Below are 18646 nucleotides of genomic sequence, written 5' to 3' on the forward strand. Positions count from 1 at the left end.
ATGTGATGATATGATTGCTGAGTTAACAATCAAAAAATTTTGCCATTATAGAATCCCTATCTGTTTTCTTTTGACAAAGGGTTAACGGTTTTAACCGGTGAGACTGGAGCAGGTAAATCCATTATCATTGATGCTATTCACTTGCTGGCAGGTGGACGGGGATCTCATGAGTTTGTTCGATTTGGAGAAAAAAGAGCGGAATTAGAAGGATTGTTCCTACTTGAAGAGGAGAAGCATCCTGCCTATAAAGTTTGCCAGGAGCTTGGTATTGATATTGAAGACGAAATGGTTGTCTTAAGACGAGAAATCCATTCTACAGGTAAAAGTGTTTGCCGTGTTAATGGAAAGCTTGTCACCATTGCGTTGTTAAGGGAAGTTGGTCAGACATTGGTGGACATTCATGGACAACATGAGCATCAAGAACTAATGGACCCGGATTTGCACCTTTCGCTTTTAGATCAGTTTGGCGGAGTAGCTGTGCAAAAGGAACTTAAAGAATATAGAAACATTTATACTTCTTTTAAGGATGTAGAAAAAAGGCTGTTAGAACTCACTGAAAATGAACAAAAGGTTGCACATCGCCTTGATTTACTGCAGTTCCAAGCAGAAGAGATCAGAAACGCGCAATTAACCGTGAATGAAGAGGATGAGCTGCTCGAGGAACGTAACAAAATCAGTAACTATGAGCGACTTTATCAATCGCTCAACAACTGTTACCATGCGATGCACGGGGAACAAAAGGGACTCGATTGGGTTGGACAAGCCATGTCTGAATCAGAGGGCCTGGAAGAAATCGATAAAAACCTTAAAGATGTTCACGAAATCATTTCTAATTCTTATTATCAATTAGAAGAACTCTCTTATCGTATCAGGGATGAAATTGATCAGCTAGAATTTGATCCAAACCGCCTTGATTTTATTGAAGGAAGATTAAATGAGATCAAGCAGTTGAAGCGAAAATACGGTACTACGGTTGCTGAAGTTTTGGAATATGCTTCGAAAATAGAAGAGGAGCTAGAGACGCTGCAAAACCGTGATTCGCACATACACCAGCTGCAGGAGTCCTTAGAGTCGCTCAAACAAGATCTTGCACTTGAAGCGAAATCTCTAACTGATGCACGTAGAAAAGCTTCCGAGAAATTGATGAAGAGCATCCATAAAGAGCTCAAAGACTTGTACTTGGAAAAAGCGATCTTTGATGTGAACATGGACGTGAAAAAAGAAAAGGCATCAGGGGAGGTCGTGTTTGGTAAAAATGGCGTGGATGTTGTGGAATTCTACCTTACGACAAACCCAGGGGAGCCGTTAAAACCGATGGCAAAAGTCGCTTCTGGCGGAGAGCTTTCGAGGATTATGCTTGCTTTGAAGAGCATCTTCTCTAGACACCAAGGTATCACATCCATTATTTTTGATGAAGTTGATACAGGAGTCAGCGGTAGGGTGGCACAGGCTATCGCCGAGAAGATTTATCAGGTCTCCGTTGATTCGCAGGTGCTTTGTATTTCCCACTTACCGCAAGTTGCAGCGATGTCTGACACTCATCTATTCATCAGTAAGGAAGTATCCGGTGAGCGCACGAAAACGAAGGTGCGTGGGCTGGATCAAGATGAAAAAGTACGTGAGATTGGTCGGATGATTTCTGGCGTGGAGATTACTTCTTTGACGAAGGAGCATGCGCGCGAGTTGTTGGAGATTGCTGGGAGTATTAAGCAGGGGTAGGGGATTAGATTTTTTATTTAGAGTTGGCCGTTCGCATTTAGAGATGTGGACGGTTTTTTTGGATCCTTATCGCTATTATGAAGACTTCAGTGACGAAGAAAAAGCAGGAGAGATGTCTTCATCGTCGGGATGAAGTCATCAATGACGAGATATCAGGAGGAGAGGTGTCTTCATTGTCGTTATGAAGACATCAGTGACGAGAAATCAGGAGGAGAGCGGTCCTCATCGTCGTTATGAAGACCTCGGTGACTAGAAATCAGGAGAAGTGATGTCTTCATCGATCCGGAATCTTCGTAACTCCCGAAAATCTTCAAACATAAACCCTCGAGATCCTCAAAAATAATGATATCACAAGCTGGAAACCAAAAACCCAACGACACCGTGCCTAAAGTTAGAGCATATTCACATAAAATTCTTCAACCTCATCCCATCAATATTTATCCCCATTCTCCCCTTATTACATAACTATCCATAATGGGTAGCATTTAAATTAATATCGTTGTTATAAATGTAGCCTGACAAGGCAAAATTATATAATGTAGCCATGAATGGTGTGGGATAGGACCGAGGAGAGTGAAAATGTTTGAGAGAAGATATAATTAGAAAAATTGTTGGTGTATTTCTCCTTGTTTCAGTCATGGTATTATGTGTAAGTCAACCATTTAAAGAGTATGTCCAAATCCCAAATAAAATAACGATGTTTGAAGGACAAGGGTTACATTTCCAGTCATCTGTTCCGGTGACTGCGAAGGTGAATGAAGATTCTTCCTCCTCTCTCGGGATTAAGGCGAACGATAAAACGTTAGCATTCCAAGGCAAACAGGCTGGGGATGGGCAGGTTGTTTTACAACTGGCAGGTATCCCGGTTAAGCAAGTCAATGTAGATGTCATCCCTGAATATAAAGTGTATCCTGGTGGTCAATCGATCGGCGTAAAGTTAAATACTTTAGGTGTACTGGTAGTAGGACACCACCAAGTGGACACAGCAGATGGAAAGAAATCACCTGGAGAAATAGCAGGAATTCAAGTTGGCGATATCATCACCAAGATTAATGGGAAAACCATTGAACAAATGAGTGACGTAGCTCCATTCGTACAAGAATCCGGCAAAACCGGAGACCCCCTTGATGTTGTCATCACACGAGAAAAAGAAACCATTGAAACGAAACTTATTCCTTTAAAAGACAAGCAAGAAAGCTCCTTCAGAATTGGATTATATATTCGTGATTCTGCAGCAGGTATTGGTACCATGACTTTTTATGACCCCATTACCATGAAGTATGGAGCACTAGGACACGTAATATCAGATATGGATACGAAAAAACCAATAATTGTGCAAGATGGGCAAATCGTACGATCCACCGTAACATCCATCGATAAAGGCAGTAATGGGGTTCCTGGAGAGAAGCTTGCACGATTCTCTAGCGACCGTTCGGCTATCGGTGATATCTCAAGGAATAGTCCTTTCGGGATATTTGGAACTTTGCATCAGGATATTGAAAACGGCATTATGGACAAAGCTTTGCCGATCGCGTTGTCTTCTGAGGTGAAGGAAGGTCCGGCCAAGATATTGACGGTGGTCGAAGGTGATAAAGTGGAAGAGTTTGATGTAGAGGTTTTAAGCAGCATTCCTCAGAAATTCCCTGCAACCAAGGGGATGGTCATAAAGATTACGGACCCTGCCCTTTTGGAAAAAACGGGGGGAATCGTTCAAGGGATGAGTGGAAGTCCGATTATACAGAACGGAAAAGTAATCGGCGCAGTAACCCATGTTTTTGTCAATGACCCTACAAGCGGTTATGGCGTTCATATCGAATGGATGCTGAATGAAGCGGGAATTGATATTTATCAAAAGGACAAAGAGAAGAAAGTGGGCTAACACAGCTCACTTTTTTTCTTTTGTTTTGCAAATAAGTACGTTAAGATGAAGGAGATAAAGATTTTTCGACATATCCACCAATAAATGTAATAGATTGCGGTTTACGTCGAATTTAAGAGGATTCTGGAGAAAAATAAAGATTTAATATAAATTTTACGGTTTTTTAAATTTTTTAAAGGAAAAGAGGTTGCATTGTCGAATTTAATATTTAGAATAAAATTAAAGGCTTAATGCTTTATTGAAAGTATAGGGACTGAGGAGGAAACTAGTAATATGAAAATTAAAGTATGTGTTGTAGATGACAACCGCGAATTGGTCGGTCTTTTGGAAGAGTATATTTCAGCGCAAGAGGACATGGAAGTTGTAGGGGTAGCTCACAATGGTCAAGAATGTCTTCAGTTGCTTCAAGATAAAAATCCGGACGTTTTAGTGCTTGATATCATTATGCCTCATCTTGACGGCTTAGGAGTACTTGAAAAAATGCGTGGCTTAAACCTTGAGAAATCTCCTAATGTTATCATGTTAACTGCTTTTGGACAGGAAGATGTGACAAAGAAAGCGGTTGACTTAGGAGCTTCATACTTTATCCTAAAACCGTTTGATATGGAAAATCTGGTGGGTAACATCCGTCAAGTAAGCGGAAAAACATCACCTATCCTTAAGAGATCCGGTTCATCATCTGTCCGTTCCTCCAGCCCAGAAAATAAAGGTAGAAACCTTGATGCCAACATTACTAGCATCATTCATGAAATTGGAGTACCTGCCCACATAAAGGGTTACCTATACTTACGCGAAGCAATCTCGATGGTGTACAATGATATCGAATTATTAGGATCCATTACAAAGGTTCTATATCCTGATATCGCTAAAAAGTACAATACCACTGCAAGCCGTGTAGAACGTGCCATTCGTCATGCGATTGAAGTTGCTTGGTCGCGCGGAAATATCGACAGCATCTCTTCTCTGTTCGGATATACCGTGTCTATGACAAAAGCTAAACCTACAAATAGTGAGTTCATTGCAATGGTTGCGGATAAGTTAAGACTAGAGCACAGAGCTTCTTGAGAGGGTAAGGAATAGAAATACTAGTAAAATGAAAACCCAACATGCATTAGTGTATGTTGGGTTTTTATGTTACATATATTAATATGTTAGAATTACTCATTATTGCTGTTACCTGACTCGTTTCGTTCCAATTCTACAAGCTTTTGAACAAGGATATGTTGAGGAAGATGCATGACTTGTTCGATAGGCACATCTAAAGCCTCAGCAAGTTTTTGGGCGGTTTCAGCGGATATTTGTAATGGGCGCATTCTGATCACCTCGCTTTATCTAGAAATTTTACTAAATAATACGTACGTTGACAATTATTTCTGACAAGAAAGAGAAAGAAAGGTGTGTAAAAATGACGAAAATTTTCGGCCATAGGGGATCGGCAGGTACTCATCCGGAAAATACGATGATCAGCTTTGAGCAAGCATATAAAGACGGAGCCGATGGCATTGAGCTAGATGTTCAGTTAAGTAAAGACGGCATTCCTGTTGTCATACATGATGAAAAAGTGAATCGGACAACCGACAGTAAAGGCTTTGTCCAAGATTTAACCTTAAGAGAATTAAAACAACTAAATGCTGTACATAAATTTAAAAAACAATATAAACATGCAGAAATACCTACATTAGAGGAAGTGTTGGATTGGGCTTCCAGAAAGCAGACGATAGTCAATATTGAACTAAAGAACAGTATCCTTCCTTATGCAGGCATGGAAGAGAAAGTGCTGGAGCTAGTAGACAAACATAAGATGGCTCATTTGATTATCTTTTCAAGCTTTAACCACTACAGCATAGCTCGTTTAAATACATTAGCGCCGAAAATAGAAAAAGCAGTTCTATATATGGAAGGGATTTACAAACCGTGGGATTATACGAAATGGGTCGGCGGAAGCGGAATTCATCCCCATATCAAGGCAGCAACTGCCAGTATCATTCACCGTTCTCAACAATCGGGAGTACCTGTCAGGCCATTCACGGTAAATGATGAGAAGACGATGAAGAGACTGTTTGCAGAAGAATGTGCAGGATTTTTCACGGACTACCCGAAGAAAGCTGTGCAAATAAAATATCAAAATTAAAACCGGCTGCCATATACAGCCGGTTTTCTTATTTCTCTCTCTTTTGAAATCTTTTTTGTACATTGTTCCGCTTGCGGTCGCGGTGAAAAATAAATCCTGCAACAAACCATAAACCGATTAAGAAGAATAATAATCCGATGATGAATTGTAAGGTTAATGAAGGGATTAATGGGTGCGCAATGTTAAAAACCATGTCGCGCATCAATTTTATTCCATATACAGCAATTATTCCAGGAATCAATAAAATAATTAAAGCGATTATACGTTGCATATCAATTGTTGGCCTCACTTTCAAAGCTTTCGGTTTCCATTATAGCAGAAATAACCTTGCATAGAAGAGAAAAAAGATTTAAGATAAAAGTGTGCAAGAAATTTCATACCTTTTATAGAAGACTGTGAATTTTCTTTCAATTTACCTATAGTAAGAGAAATATACGTATCAGGTGTAGAGGAGTTTTTTATGCAGACTGTATTAGTAGTTGGTGCTGGTAAAGGTGGCTCTGCGATTTTAAAAATGTTAACGCATTCAGGAATGTTCCATTTGATTGCTGTAGTTGATGTTAATCAGGCGGCACCTGGCTTGGAACTTGCTGAGGAAATGGGGATTCCAGTTGGACGTGATTGGAAGGATTTCTTATCGGAGAAGGTTGACATCATTATTGAAGCGACTGGTTCTGATGAGGTGTTTCTTGAAATTCGTGAGGCGAAGAATCCTAAGACGGTTCTCGTACCAGGAACGGTAGCTCACATTACTGCAACTTTGGTAGAAGAAAAAGAAGAACTGATTGCAAAAATGAAATACGAATCCCATAAACGCGACCTCATTTTCAATCTTTTGCATGATGGATTGATGGTGGTTGATCAACACGGGAAGGTAATTATCTACAATAAAAGTGCCGAAAAAATAGTAGGAATAAAAAAAGCGCATATGCTTGGACAACATATCTTAGAAAATGTGCCGACAAGCAGACTGCAAGATGTGATACATACGCAAAAAGTAGAAAAGAACAAAGAGATGCTCCTGGAAAATGGCAAAAAAATCATTACCACAAGATCTCCTCTTATAGATGAAGATGGGAAGGTAATTGGAGCTTTCGCTGTGTTCAAAGACATTACAGAAGTGATGAACCTTGCAGAAGAAGTAACAAACTTAAAAGGTATACAAACCATGCTTGAAGCAATCATTCAATCCTCCGATGAAGCCATTTCCGTAGTGGATGAATTTGGTAGGGGGTTGATGATAAATCCTGCATATTCAAGGCTGACAGGACTGGAAGAACAACAAATCATTGGCAAGCCAGCTACAGCGGATATTTATGAAGGTGACAGTATGCATATGAAAGTGCTGGAAACCAGGAGAGCTGTACGCGGTGTGAACTTGAAAGTTGGTCCTTCCAAGAAGGAAGTCATTGTAAACGTTGCGCCAATTATTGTGGACGGCAAGTTAAAGGGGAGTGTGGGTGTTATCCACGATGTCTCTGAAATACAAACGCTTACCACTGAGTTGGACCGTGCAAGGCAGATTATCAGAACGCTTGAAGCCAAGTATTCTTTTGAGGATATCATTGGTTCCTCAGAAGAGATGAGCCTTGCTATTGAACAGGCCAAACTTGGAGCGAAAACTCCGGCAACTGTATTGTTACGCGGGGAGTCTGGTACAGGAAAAGAACTTTTTGCTCATGCTATTCATAACGCCAGCAGCCGTAAGTATAACAAATTCATTAGAGTGAATTGTGCGGCCCTTTCTGAGTCTTTACTTGAAAGTGAACTTTTCGGATATGAAGAAGGTGCCTTTTCTGGTGCTAAACGGGGCGGTAAAAAAGGGCTTTTTGAAGAAGCGAACAACGGTAGTATTTTCCTTGATGAGATTGGGGAATTATCTGCCAATACTCAAGCAAAACTATTAAGGGTTTTACAAGAAAACGAAATTATACGGGTAGGTGGCACCAAGTCAATCTCCATTAATGTCAGGGTCATTGCTGCCACAAATGTTAATCTTGAAAAAGGGATTGCAGATGGCTCATTCCGTGAGGATCTTTATTATCGTTTAAATAGAATGCCGATTCACATCCCGCCTCTTCGGAAAAGAAAAGAGGATATAGAGGCATTAAGTGAACACCTTATAAGAAAAATAAACCAAGACTACGGTAGAAATGTGGATGGGTTAACCCCTCGTGCAATCAATCACCTTGCTGCATACGATTGGCCAGGCAATGTGAGAGAGCTTGAAAATGTCCTTGGTCGAGCCATTATTTTTATGAAATTCAATGAAGTGTTTATTGATACGGAGCATATTCCGGACTTGGCGACGAGCGGAGGCAAGATTGTCCAGGATTCTACCGAAGCTGTTGCAAGTGATTACACTTTGGCGGAAATGTTGGAAGGATACGAAGCGAAAATAATTCAGAAGACATTGAAGAAGAATAAAGGCAATAAAACAAAGACGGCAAAAGAACTCGGTGTTTCCATAAGAAATCTTTATTACAAAATGGAAAAGTTTATGATTGATTGAACTTGCATGCAAAAAACTGCACACTATGAAGAAACTTGCTTGTTGTTGAACGCTAAAATAAAGCGTTTTCATTAAAATGAAGTTGGCACGCTTCTTGCATATAGAATATTGGAGTAGAAAGGAAGGGTTGAGAAAATGAAACTAGAGGAACTTATCACCAAAGCAACCCAGCTCACTTCTAAAGTAGTAGCCATTGCTGCAGCTGAAGATGAAGAAGTGATCGAAGCGGTTTCTCATGCATTAGACAAACAGTTGGCTTCCTTTATATTGTTTGGGCATGAGGAAAAAATAGTAGCATTATTAAAAGAACATAATGTGGATGCATCACACCCAGCATTGAAAATTGTAGCTGCTGATGGTGCCAAAAAGGCATCAGAACTTGCAGTGAAAGCTGTTTCCGGCGGTGAAGCGGATGTGTTGATGAAAGGAAATGTCCCGACGGCAACCATTCTAAAAGAAGTGTTAAATAAAGAATATGGTTTGCGTACGGGGAATGTCTTATCACACGTTGCTGCATTTGAAGTGCCAGGCTATGAACAGTTAATTTTTGTAACAGATGCCGCAATGAATGTAGCACCAGACCTACAACAAAAGGTGCAAATTGTTCAAAACTCTGTTCAGGTTGCAAGAGCACTAGGAATAGAACTTCCGAAAGTGGCGCCACTAGCGGCCGTTGAGGTAGTGAATCCAGCTATGCAAGCAACAGTTGACGCAGCACTTCTTACACAAATGAATAATAGAGGTCAGATAAAGGATTGCATCATTGATGGCCCGCTGGCTTTGGACAACGCCGTATCAGCACTTGCTGCTGAGCACAAAGGAATTCAAAGTGATGTGGCAGGGCAGGCAGATATCTTGTTTGTTCCAACCATTGAAGCTGGTAATGTCCTATATAAATCTCTGATCTATTTTGCAAAAGCAAAAGTCGGCGCAATCATCGCCGGCGCAAAAGCACCAATTGTATTAACATCTAGAGCAGACTCAGCTGAGAGTAAACTAAACTCACTCGCACTTGCAGTTTGTTCTGTTAAATAAATTTTTATAAATCATACTAAAATTATTTACTATCTTGGGGAGGAATTTTATCATGGAAATTTTCAAATATATGGAGACTTACGACTACGAGCAACTGGTGATCTGCCAAGACAAACAATCTGGACTAAAAGCAATCATTGCCATTCACGATACTACACTCGGACCAGCACTTGGTGGAACACGGATGTGGACATACGCAAACGAAGATGCAGCAATTGAAGATGCACTTCGCCTTGCAAAAGGAATGACTTACAAAAACGCAGCAGCTGGATTAAACCTTGGTGGCGGTAAAACAGTTATCATCGGTGATCCACGCACAGACAAAAACGAAGAAATGTTCCGCGCTTTCGGCCGTTACATCCAAGGATTAAACGGACGCTACATCACAGCAGAAGATGTTGGAACAACTGTTGCTGACATGGACTTAATCTATGAAGAAACAGACTATGTAACAGGTGTATCTCCTGCATTCGGTTCTTCCGGTAATCCATCTCCTGTAACAGCATTTGGTGTGTACCGCGGTATGAAAGCTGCAGCGAAAGAAGCATTCGGAACAGATTCTTTAGAAGGTAAAGTGGTAGCAGTTCAAGGTGTAGGAAACGTGGCATTCAACCTCTGCCGTCACTTGCACGAAGAAGGCGCGCAACTTATCGTAACAGATATCAATAAAGAAGCAGTTAATCGTGCAGTTGAAGAGTTCGGTGCAAGAGCAGTAGACATCAACGACATCTACAGTGTTGATTGCGATATCTATGCACCATGTGCACTTGGCGCGACAATCAACGACGAAACGATTCCACAATTAAAAGCAAAAGTTATCGCTGGTGCAGCGAACAACCAATTGCTTGATACAAAACACGGCGATATTATTCACGAAATGGGTATCGTTTACGCTCCAGACTACGTAATCAATGCTGGTGGAGTAATTAACGTAGCGGATGAGCTTTACGGATATAACCGTGAGCGTGCAATGAAAAAAGTAGAAGGAATCTACGACAACATTGAAAGAGTTATCGAGATCGCAAAACGTGACGGTATTCCGACTTACCGTGCAGCAGATCGTCTTGCTGAAGAGCGTATCGAAAGAATGAAAAACTCTCGCAGCCAATTTTTACAAAACGGACATCATATTTTAAGCCGTCGTAACGGACGCTAATATAAATTAATATTAAGTTTCTCAGAAGGGGGCAAACGGGATGAAAAGGAATTTCGCTCGTTTGCCGTCCGTCTGAAATGGAGGTTTCAACAGTGTTAGAAAAGGAATATCGCATACTTGTCATCAATCCAGGATCCACATCAACGAAAATCGGCGTATTTGATAATGAACGCTCTGTTTTTGAGAAAACATTACGTCACGATAGCGAAACGATTAATTCCTTTGCAAGTATCTATGATCAATATGAATTCAGAAAAACGACCATTCTTGAAACATTGGATCAAGAAGGCATCAATATATCAAAACTTAGTGCAGTGTGTGGCCGCGGTGGACTTCTTCGTCCAATCGAAGGCGGAACATACGCTGTAAATAAAGAAATGCTCCAAGACTTGAAAATCGGTTATGCAGGCCAGCACGCATCTAACCTTGGTGGAATCATCGCTTACGAAATTGCTACTGGTTTGAATATCCCATCTTTCATCGTGGACCCGGTGGTAGTGGATGAGCTGTCTGACATTGCTCGTATTTCAGGATTTTCACTAATTGAACGCAAAAGTATCTTCCATGCCTTGAACCAAAAAGCGGTCGCGCGCAGAGTAGCGAAAGATCTTGGCAAAAAATATGAAGATCTTAACCTGATTGTTACCCATATGGGCGGAGGTATCACAGTAGGTACGCACATTGGCGGCAGAGTAGTCGATGTAAATAACGGTCTTCATGGTGACGGTCCATTTAGTCCAGAACGTGCTGGAACGGTACCTGCAGGTGAGTTGGTATCACTATGCTTCTCCGGTGACTATTACCGAGATGAAATCATGAAAAAGCTAGTAGGACAAGGTGGCCTTGTAGGATACCTTGGAACGAATGATGCAGTTAAAGTCGAACAAATGATAGAAGCTGGCGATGAAAAAGCCGCTTTAATTTTCGATGCAATGGCATATCAAGTTGCAAAAGAAATCGGTTCAGCAAGTGCAGTCCTTGCAGGTAAAGTTGATGCCATCATTTTAACTGGCGGACTTGCTTATGGAAAAGGGTTTGTTAAACAAATCTCCGAGCGCATCAGCTGGATTGCAGACGTCATCGTACAACCAGGTGAAAATGAACTGCAAGCTCTTACAGAAGGAGCGCTTCGCGTATTACGTGGGGAAGAAGAAGCAAAAGAATACCCCGGAACAGTCGTTGACACCAAAGTAGTACAGAGCTAGAAGGGAGCAAGGAATAATGGCACAAGAATATGATTTAGTCATCCTAGGTGGCGGAACAGGCGGGTATGTCGCGGCTATTCGTGCATCTCAACTTGGCTTAAAAACAGCAGTAGTAGAAAAGAAGAAAATCGGTGGAACATGCCTTCATGCAGGGTGCATTCCAAGTAAAGCATTGCTTCGCAGTGCAGAAGTCTTTGCGCAAACGAAAAACAGTGAAGAGTTTGGCGTTATTTCAGGAGAAGTGAAACTGGACTTTTTCAAAGTGCAAGAGCGTAAACAAAAAATCATCGACCAGCTTCACGGCGGTGTGCAACACCTAATGAAGCAAGGAAAAATAGATGTGTTCTACGGAACAGGACGTATCTTAGGACCATCCATTTTCTCTCCAATGCCAGGTACGATCTCTGTGGAGTTCGAAAATGGTGACGAGAACGAAATGTTAATTCCGAAGAACGTTATTGTCGCAACAGGATCTCGTCCACGTTCTCTTCCTGGACTTGAAATTGACGGCACACAAGTAATGACTTCTGATGAAGCATTATCACTAGAGGAACTTCCTAAATCAATCATCATCGTAGGTGGGGGCGTAATCGGTATCGAGTGGGCATCCATGTTAGATGACTTTGGTGTAGAAGTAACCGTCCTTGAATATGCAGATCGTGTATTGCCAACAGAAGACAAAGAAGTGTCCAAAGAAATGCAACGTCTGTTGAAAAAACGCGGCATCAAAGTAGTAACAAGTGCGAAGGTACTTTCAGAAACACTAGAAAAAGCAGATGGATCTGTAACAATCAAAGCCGAGCATAAAGGAGAAGAGAAATCCTTTACTGCAGAAAAAATGCTAGTATCTGTTGGTCGCCAAGCAAACGTGGAGGGCATCGGTCTTGAAAATACAGAAATTCAAGTGGAAAAAGGTTTCATCACAACAAATGACCGTTTCCAAACAAAAGAGTCCCATATCTACGCAATCGGTGATGTAATCGGGGGCTTACAGCTTGCACACGTTGCTTCTCACGAAGGAATCGTAGCAGTGGAGCATATGGCAAACGAAAACCCAGCTCCAATCGATTACTCCATGATTTCCAAATGTGTGTACTCAAGTCCTGAAGTGGCGTCTGTTGGTTACACGGAAGAAGAGGCAAAAGAAAAAGGCTTTGACGTAAAAACAGGTAAATTCTCTTTCCGCGCAATTGGAAAAGCACTTGTTTACGGCGAATCTGATGGCTTCGTTAAACTTGTAGTGAACAAAGAAAACGATGACATTCTAGGCGTCCACATGATCGGGCCACATGTAACTGACATGATTTCAGAAGCTGGCCTTGCACGTGTCCTTGACGCAACACCATGGGAAATCGGACACACCATCCACCCGCATCCATCTCTATCCGAAGCAATCGGCGAAGCAGCCCTTGCAGTAGATGGAAAAGCGATTCATTCGTAAAACCTGTAAGAAGGAACGTTGATTGAAGCGGAAGGCACGAGACTCCTGCGGGAGGAAGGGACATGGGAGACCCCGGAAGGCGAAGCCTGAGGAGGCTCCCGGACCGCCCGCGGAAAGCGAGTGCCTGCAGCGGAAATCAACAGCCTACATCATATTGATTTATTTGTTAGAGGAGCTACACGCTCCCAACTCTCTACATATAGGAGGTAAAATTAAATGGCAGAAAATCGTCACCAAGCTCTAGGGCTTACAGATGAAAACGTATTAGAAATGTTCGAAACAATGTTACTAGCTCGCCGCATTGACGAGCGCATGTGGTTACTAAACCGTGCAGGAAAAATCCCATTCGTAATCTCTTGCCAAGGTCAAGAAGCAGCTCAAGTAGGAGCAGCATTCGCATTAGACCGTGAGAAAGACTATGTACTACCATACTACCGTGACATGGGTGTTGTACTTACTTTCGGTATGACAGCAACTGAATTAATGCTTTCCGGTTTCGCAAAAGCAGAAGATCCAAACTCAGGCGGACGTCAAATGCCAGGTCACTTTGGTCAAAAGAAAAACCGTATCGTAACTGGTTCTTCCCCTGTAACGACACAAGTACCACACGCAGTTGGAGTGGCACTTGGTGGCCGTTTAGAAGGAAAAGATCTTTGCACATTTGTAACGTTTGGTGAAGGTTCATCCAACCAAGGGGACTTCCATGAAGGCGCTAACTATGCAGCAGTTCACAAGCTGCCAGTTATCTTCATGTGTGAAAACAACAAATATGCAATTTCTGTTCCTTACGAAAAGCAAGTGGCATGTGAGAAGATCTCTGACCGTGCACTTGGATATGGAATGCCTGGAATCACTATTGACGGAAACGATCCGCTGGAAGTATATGCAGCGGTTAAAGAAGCAGCAGACCGTGGACGTCGTGGCGAAGGCCCTACACTTGTTGAGGCTATCTCCTACCGTTTGACACCTCACTCCAGTGATGACGATGATCGTGCATACCGTGAGCGTGACGAAGTGGCAGCAGCTAAAGCCAATGACCCAATCATCAGCTTTGCAGCTTACTTAAAAGAGGTTGGCGTTCTAACAGATGAAAAAGAAAAAGAAATTAACGATAAAATTGCAAAAGAAGTAAACGAAGCAACAGAATACGCAGAAAATGCTCCATATGCAGATGCTGAATCCGCAATGAAGCATGTCTACGCAGAGTAAGGGGGAACTATCATGGCAGTTATTTCTTATATAGATGCAGTTACAATGGCCATCCGTGAAGAGATGGAACGTGATTCTAAAGTATTTGTACTTGGGGAAGACGTAGGAAGAAAAGGTGGAGTATTCAAAGCTACTAACGGCCTTTACGATCAATTTGGTGAAGATAAAGTTATCGATACTCCTCTTGCAGAATCAGCAATCGCTGGTGTCGCAATCGGTGCAGCAATGTACGGAATGCGTCCAATCGCAGAAATGCAATTCGCAGACTTCATCATGCCTGCAGTTAACCAAATTATTTCCGAAGCAGCGAAAATCCGTTACCGTTCCAACAACGACTGGACTTGTCCATTAGTTGTTCGTGCTCCATACGGAGGGGGAGTTCACGGTGCACTTTACCACTCCCAATCCGTTGAGGCAGTGTTCGCGAACCAACCTGGTTTGAAAATTGTTATGCCTTCTACTCCTTATGATGTAAAAGGATTATTGAAAGCGGCAATCCGCGATGAAGATCCAGTTCTATTTTTCGAACACAAACGTGCATACCGTCTAATCAAAGGTGAAGTACCAACTGATGATTACGTACTTCCAATCGGTAAAGCAGATGTAAAACGCGAAGGAGAAGACATCACGGTTATCACGTACGGTCTTTGCGTACATTTTGCACTACAAGCAGCAGAGCGTCTTGCACAAGACGGAATCTCCGCTCACATTCTTGACTTGCGTACAGTGTATCCGCTTGATAAAGAAGCTATCATGGAAGCGGCATCTAAAACTGGTAAAGTTCTTCTACTTACAGAAGATACAAAAGAAGGAAGCATCATGAGTGAAGTATCTGCCATCATTGCAGAAAACTGCTTATTCGACCTTGACGCACCAATCATGCGCCTTGCTGGACCAGACGTACCTGCAATGCCATATGCACCAACGATGGAAAAATACTTCATGGTTAACCCGGACAAAGTAGAAAAAGCGATGCGTGAGCTAGCTCAATACTAATTTCTGATATAAGTGGAAGAGTGAACGAATGGTAATGTTGAGTTTCCAGCAGTTGATTGTAGTGGAAGGAGCTTGACTCCTGCGGGAGGAAGGACATGGGAGACCCCGCAAGGCGAAGCCTGAGGAGGCTCCCGGACCGCCCGCGGAAAGCAAGCTCCTGGAACGGAGATTAACTGCAGAGTTCAACAGAGCCCACCGATTAAAGGAGGTTCTCATCATGGCAGTAGAAAAAATTACTATGCCACAGCTTGGGGAAAGCGTAACTGAAGGAACAATCAGCCGCTGGATCGTAAGCGTAGGCGACAAAGTAAACAAATACGACCCTCTAGCAGAGGTCATGACAGATAAAGTTAACGCAGAAATCCCATCTTCTTTTACAGGCACAATCAAAGAACTTGTAGCAGAAGACGGTGACACTCTAGCAGTAGGAGAAATCATCTGCTATATCGAAACAGAAGGTAGCGGAGAAACAGAAGCAACTGCTGAAGCACCGAAAGAGAAAAGTGCACCAGCATCTGCACCTGCAGCAAAATCCCAAGCACCATCAGCACCAGCTACGCAAGAGGATGCAGACGCACCAAACAAACGTCGCTACTCTCCAGCAGTTCTTCGTCTTGCACAAGAAAACAATGTAGATCTTGAGCAAGTAAAAGGAAGCGGAGCAGGCGGACGTATTACAAGAAAAGACATCCAAGCGGTGATCGATTCCGGTAACATTCCAACTGCTGATTCCAAACCGGCAGCTACTCAAGCTCCCGCATCGGAAGCTCCCAAAGCTGCATCTGCAGCACCGGCCGCTCCATCTGCACCGGCAGCGGCAAGTGCTCCTAAAGCAACAACTCAACCTGTAAACGTACCAGTAGAAGCAGGCGACATCGAAATTCCTGTAACAGGCGTACGTAAAGCAATCGCTGCAAACATGCTACGCAGCAAACATGAAGCACCACATGCATGGACAATGATTGAAGTGGACGCAACAAACCTTGTAGAATACCGCAACTCCTTGAAGGGCGAGTTCAAGAAAAAAAGAAGGCTACAACCTTACTTTCTTCGCATTCTTCGTAAAAGCGGTAGCGCAAGCTTTGAAAGAATTCCCACAAATCAACTCCATGTGGGCTGGCGATAAGATTGTCCAAAAAGAAAGACATCAACATCTCCATCGCCGTTGCAACAGACGACGCACTTTATGTGCCGGTTATCCGCAACGCTGATGAAAAAAACAATCAAAGGTATCGCACGTGAAATCACAGAACTTGCCAAACAAGGTTCGCGCTGGTAAACTAACATCTGCAGAAATGCAAGGTGGAACATTTACTGTCAACAACACTGGATCTTTCGGTTCTGTACAATCACAAGGTATCATCAACTACCCGCAAGCAGCCATCCTGCAAGTGGAATCCATCGTGAAACGTCCAGTAGTTATGGACCACGGCATGATCGCTGTTCGCGACATGGTAAACTTATGTATGTCTCTTGACCACCGTGTTCTTGATGGTCTTGTATGCGGACGCTTCCTAGCGCGCGTTAAAGAAATTATCGAGAAAATGTCTAAAGAGAATACGTCGATCTATTAATAGTTTGGAACCAACCGATAAAGTCCTCCTCGAATGGAAGACTTTGTCGGTTTTTTTGTGTTCGCCCGATTACTCGTGAAAATCGCCCGTAAAATCAAATTTTCGCCCGATTGCCTTCAATTTTCGCCCGTAAATTTAAATAATCGCCCGTTTTTTCGAAAAATCGCCCGATAGCCATCAAGAATCGCCCGAAACGGTTTGACCGCCATTTTGGACGGACGTTCAAAATGTTCTACAAACAGGTGGAAGTATTTTCTCGTGGATCAACATACAATGATTGCAGGCAAATAAAAAAACTTTCACACAGGGGGCAAGCCCATGAAAGCTGTTGTGTACACCAAATACGGTCCACCAGAGGTACTTCAATTAAAAGAGGTCGAAAAACCTGTCCCAAAAGATAATGAAATTCTAGTTAAAATAGTGGCGACAGCTGTCAATGCAGCAGATTGGCGATTGCGAAAAGCGGATCCAGCTGCTGTGAAATTGTTCTTTGGGCTAACACGTCCCAAGAAGTCCATTCTAGGAGGAGTCCTGGCAGGAATAGTTGAATCTGTAGGAAGTGAAGTTATCCGATTTAAAGCAGGGGACCAAGTTTTTGGATCTACAGGGATGAGCTTAGGTGCTTACGCAGAGTATATATGTCTGTCTGAAAAAGGAATAATAGCATTAAAACCACAAAATTTAAGCTATGTAGAGGCGGCAACTGTTCCGTTTGGAGGGCACACAGCTATACATTTTCTAAGGAAAGCAAATATCCAAAATCGGCAAAAAATTCTCATTTACGGGGCATCAGGTGCAGTCGGTACAGCAGCCATTCAACTTGCCAAATTATACGGTGCTGAGGTTACAGGGGTATGCAGCACAGCCAATATCGAAATGGTGAAGTCGTTAGGGGCAGATAAAGTAATTGACTATACCAAAGAAGAAATCGATGGGGAAAATTATGATGTCATTTTTGATACAGTTGGGAAAATCCCTTATGAAGCAGTAAAGAAAACGCTTAAGAAAAAAGGAACCTGGATTCTAGGTGCAGCAGGAGTTACTCAGATGGTGCAGGGGTATTGGAGTGGCATGACACGTGGCTATAAAATATTTTCAGGTCTTGCCTTGGAAAAAGAAGACGATATCAAGTTCCTGAAAGATTTGATAGAAAAAGGAAAGTATAAAGCAGTTATCGATAAGTGCTATCCGATGGAACAATTATCAGTTGCTCACAGCTATGTGGAAAAGGGACATAAGAAAGGGAATGTTGGGGTTGTTATCGATGAAGCTTTAGAAACAATATACAATTAAAAAAAAGAGTGTATGAAATCGCTAAGTTTTCATACACTCTCCTGTTATTCTGTTTATCTGTTCGACAAAAACATCCCATCTAACTCCCGCATCTTATCATAAGCCTGCAAGAGATGCTCAGGTACGACCGTCCTTCCGAATACCCACGCATTTTTTTCAATTTGACGCATCAAGATTTTTTTCTCATCTTCTCCGCCATACATCAGTATTCTCAAGTCATGCTTGTTCTTTTTAAAATCCAAATAATAGCCGACTTCATGAAAGAGAATGAGTTTCACAAAGTTTTCGTCAGTTTCTCTAATTTTATTGTTGATCTTCGCTTTGTAACCGTTAATCTGCAAATAATTGAATTTGATTGTATTGGTCGATATATTAAAGCTCATTGGTGCTTTTAAACAATTGTCAAATTCAAAATTAATATCTAAACCAAGTTCCTCTAAAGTTTCTTTAATTATGTTTTCAATATTCCATGTGTATAACATTGCTACAAATCACT

14 protein-coding genes and 2 pseudogenes are annotated in these 18646 nt (G+C 42.1%); 13 read left to right on the plus strand and 3 right to left on the minus strand.

Annotated elements, in window-relative coordinates:
- Nucleotides 1-10 precede the first annotated feature (10 nt).
- The 3 genes and pseudogenes from recN (at nt 11) to spo0A (ending at nt 4663) form a co-directional block, all read left to right on the plus strand.
- Nucleotides 11-1719, plus strand: a pseudogene (recN, locus tag M313_RS23320) (DNA repair protein RecN).
- Between the two features lie 583 nt (nt 1720-2302).
- The gene (gene spoIVB / locus M313_RS0110260; RefSeq protein WP_010194886.1) at nt 2303-3598 is read left to right on the plus strand and encodes a SpoIVB peptidase; all 1296 of its coding nucleotides are present in this window, start codon (nt 2303-2305) and stop codon (nt 3596-3598) included.
- Between the two features lie 273 nt (nt 3599-3871).
- Nucleotides 3872-4663, plus strand: coding sequence for a sporulation transcription factor Spo0A (spo0A, locus tag M313_RS0110265; RefSeq protein ID WP_010194887.1), 792 nt, complete (start codon nt 3872-3874; stop codon nt 4661-4663).
- 92 nt (nt 4664-4755) lie between these two features.
- On the opposite strand, the gene M313_RS25210 is transcribed toward spo0A, so the two are convergent.
- A complete protein-coding gene (locus M313_RS25210; protein ID WP_010194889.1) occupies nt 4756-4911 on the minus strand; it encodes a YycC family protein in 156 nt (51 codons plus the stop codon).
- A 92-nt stretch (nt 4912-5003) separates the two neighbouring features.
- Between M313_RS25210 and M313_RS0110275 the strand changes: the two genes are divergently transcribed.
- Entirely contained in the window at nt 5004-5729 is a 726-nt protein-coding gene (locus M313_RS0110275) for a glycerophosphodiester phosphodiesterase (protein ID WP_010194892.1), read from the plus strand.
- Between the two features lie 28 nt (nt 5730-5757).
- On the opposite strand, the gene M313_RS0110280 is transcribed toward M313_RS0110275, so the two are convergent.
- A complete protein-coding gene (locus M313_RS0110280; protein WP_010194894.1) occupies nt 5758-6000 on the minus strand; it encodes a DUF2627 domain-containing protein in 243 nt (80 codons plus the stop codon).
- A 189-nt stretch (nt 6001-6189) separates the two neighbouring features.
- Between M313_RS0110280 and M313_RS0110285 the strand changes: the two genes are divergently transcribed.
- From M313_RS0110285 to M313_RS0110330, 9 genes and pseudogenes are all read left to right on the plus strand, one after another.
- On the plus strand, nt 6190-8241 hold the full coding sequence (locus M313_RS0110285) for a sigma 54-interacting transcriptional regulator (protein ID WP_010194896.1): 2052 nt from the start codon (nt 6190-6192) through the stop codon (nt 8239-8241).
- A gap of 135 nt (nt 8242-8376) precedes the next feature.
- Nucleotides 8377-9276 (plus strand): phosphate butyryltransferase, encoded by a 900-nt coding sequence (gene yqiS, locus M313_RS0110290; protein WP_010194898.1) that lies wholly within the window; start codon nt 8377-8379, stop codon nt 9274-9276.
- A gap of 52 nt (nt 9277-9328) precedes the next feature.
- A complete protein-coding gene (gene bcd, locus M313_RS0110295) occupies nt 9329-10432 on the plus strand; it encodes a branched-chain amino acid dehydrogenase (protein ID WP_010194900.1) in 1104 nt (367 codons plus the stop codon).
- Nucleotides 10433-10509: 77 nt separating this feature from the next.
- Entirely contained in the window at nt 10510-11637 is a 1128-nt protein-coding gene (buk, locus tag M313_RS0110300) for a butyrate kinase (RefSeq protein WP_200859860.1), read from the plus strand.
- Between the two features lie 16 nt (nt 11638-11653).
- Nucleotides 11654-13078, plus strand: a complete 1425-nt coding sequence (gene lpdA, locus M313_RS0110305; RefSeq protein WP_010194904.1) for a dihydrolipoyl dehydrogenase — start codon at nt 11654-11656, stop codon at nt 13076-13078.
- Nucleotides 13079-13294: 216 nt separating this feature from the next.
- Nucleotides 13295-14287: a thiamine pyrophosphate-dependent dehydrogenase E1 component subunit alpha gene (locus M313_RS0110315; RefSeq protein WP_010194908.1), complete on the plus strand. Its 993-nt coding sequence runs from the start codon at nt 13295-13297 to the stop codon at nt 14285-14287.
- Between the two features lie 12 nt (nt 14288-14299).
- Nucleotides 14300-15283 (plus strand): alpha-ketoacid dehydrogenase subunit beta, encoded by a 984-nt coding sequence (locus M313_RS0110320; protein WP_010194911.1) that lies wholly within the window; start codon nt 14300-14302, stop codon nt 15281-15283.
- 217 nt (nt 15284-15500) lie between these two features.
- Nucleotides 15501-16857 (plus strand): annotated as a pseudogene (locus M313_RS23325) (dihydrolipoamide acetyltransferase family protein).
- 318 nt (nt 16858-17175) lie between these two features.
- Entirely contained in the window at nt 17176-18150 is a 975-nt protein-coding gene (locus M313_RS0110330) for an NAD(P)-dependent alcohol dehydrogenase (protein ID WP_010194924.1), read from the plus strand.
- Between the two features lie 53 nt (nt 18151-18203).
- Here the strand turns inward: M313_RS0110330 and M313_RS0110335 are convergent, their stop codons facing one another.
- Entirely contained in the window at nt 18204-18632 is a 429-nt protein-coding gene (locus tag M313_RS0110335; protein WP_010194932.1) for a hypothetical protein, read from the minus strand.
- Between the last annotated feature and the right edge of the window lie 14 nt (nt 18633-18646).

Source organism: Bacillus sp. m3-13, from assembly GCF_000175075.1.
In the GTDB taxonomy this organism is placed as follows: domain Bacteria; phylum Bacillota; class Bacilli; order Bacillales; family Bacillaceae_I; genus Sutcliffiella_A; species Sutcliffiella_A horikoshii_C.

Coding starts and splice junctions, on each gene's coding strand:
- yqiS (WP_010194898.1), top strand. CDS start 8,377: ATGAAACTAGAGGAACTTATCACCAAAGCAACCCAGCTCACTTCTAAA.
- M313_RS0110280 (WP_010194894.1), bottom strand. CDS start 6,000: ATGCAACGTATAATCGCTTTAATTATTTTATTGATTCCTGGAATAATT.
- M313_RS0110315 (WP_010194908.1), top strand. CDS start 13,295: ATGGCAGAAAATCGTCACCAAGCTCTAGGGCTTACAGATGAAAACGTA.
- lpdA (WP_010194904.1), top strand. CDS start 11,654: ATGGCACAAGAATATGATTTAGTCATCCTAGGTGGCGGAACAGGCGGG.
- M313_RS0110275 (WP_010194892.1), top strand. CDS start 5,004: ATGACGAAAATTTTCGGCCATAGGGGATCGGCAGGTACTCATCCGGAA.
- bcd (WP_010194900.1), top strand. CDS start 9,329: ATGGAAATTTTCAAATATATGGAGACTTACGACTACGAGCAACTGGTG.
- M313_RS0110320 (WP_010194911.1), top strand. CDS start 14,300: ATGGCAGTTATTTCTTATATAGATGCAGTTACAATGGCCATCCGTGAA.
- M313_RS0110335 (WP_010194932.1), bottom strand. CDS start 18,632: ATGTTATACACATGGAATATTGAAAACATAATTAAAGAAACTTTAGAG.
- M313_RS0110285 (WP_010194896.1), top strand. CDS start 6,190: ATGCAGACTGTATTAGTAGTTGGTGCTGGTAAAGGTGGCTCTGCGATT.
- buk (WP_200859860.1), top strand. CDS start 10,510: ATGGAGGTTTCAACAGTGTTAGAAAAGGAATATCGCATACTTGTCATC.
- spo0A (WP_010194887.1), top strand. CDS start 3,872: ATGAAAATTAAAGTATGTGTTGTAGATGACAACCGCGAATTGGTCGGT.
- M313_RS0110330 (WP_010194924.1), top strand. CDS start 17,176: ATGAAAGCTGTTGTGTACACCAAATACGGTCCACCAGAGGTACTTCAA.
- M313_RS25210 (WP_010194889.1), bottom strand. CDS start 4,911: ATGCGCCCATTACAAATATCCGCTGAAACCGCCCAAAAACTTGCTGAG.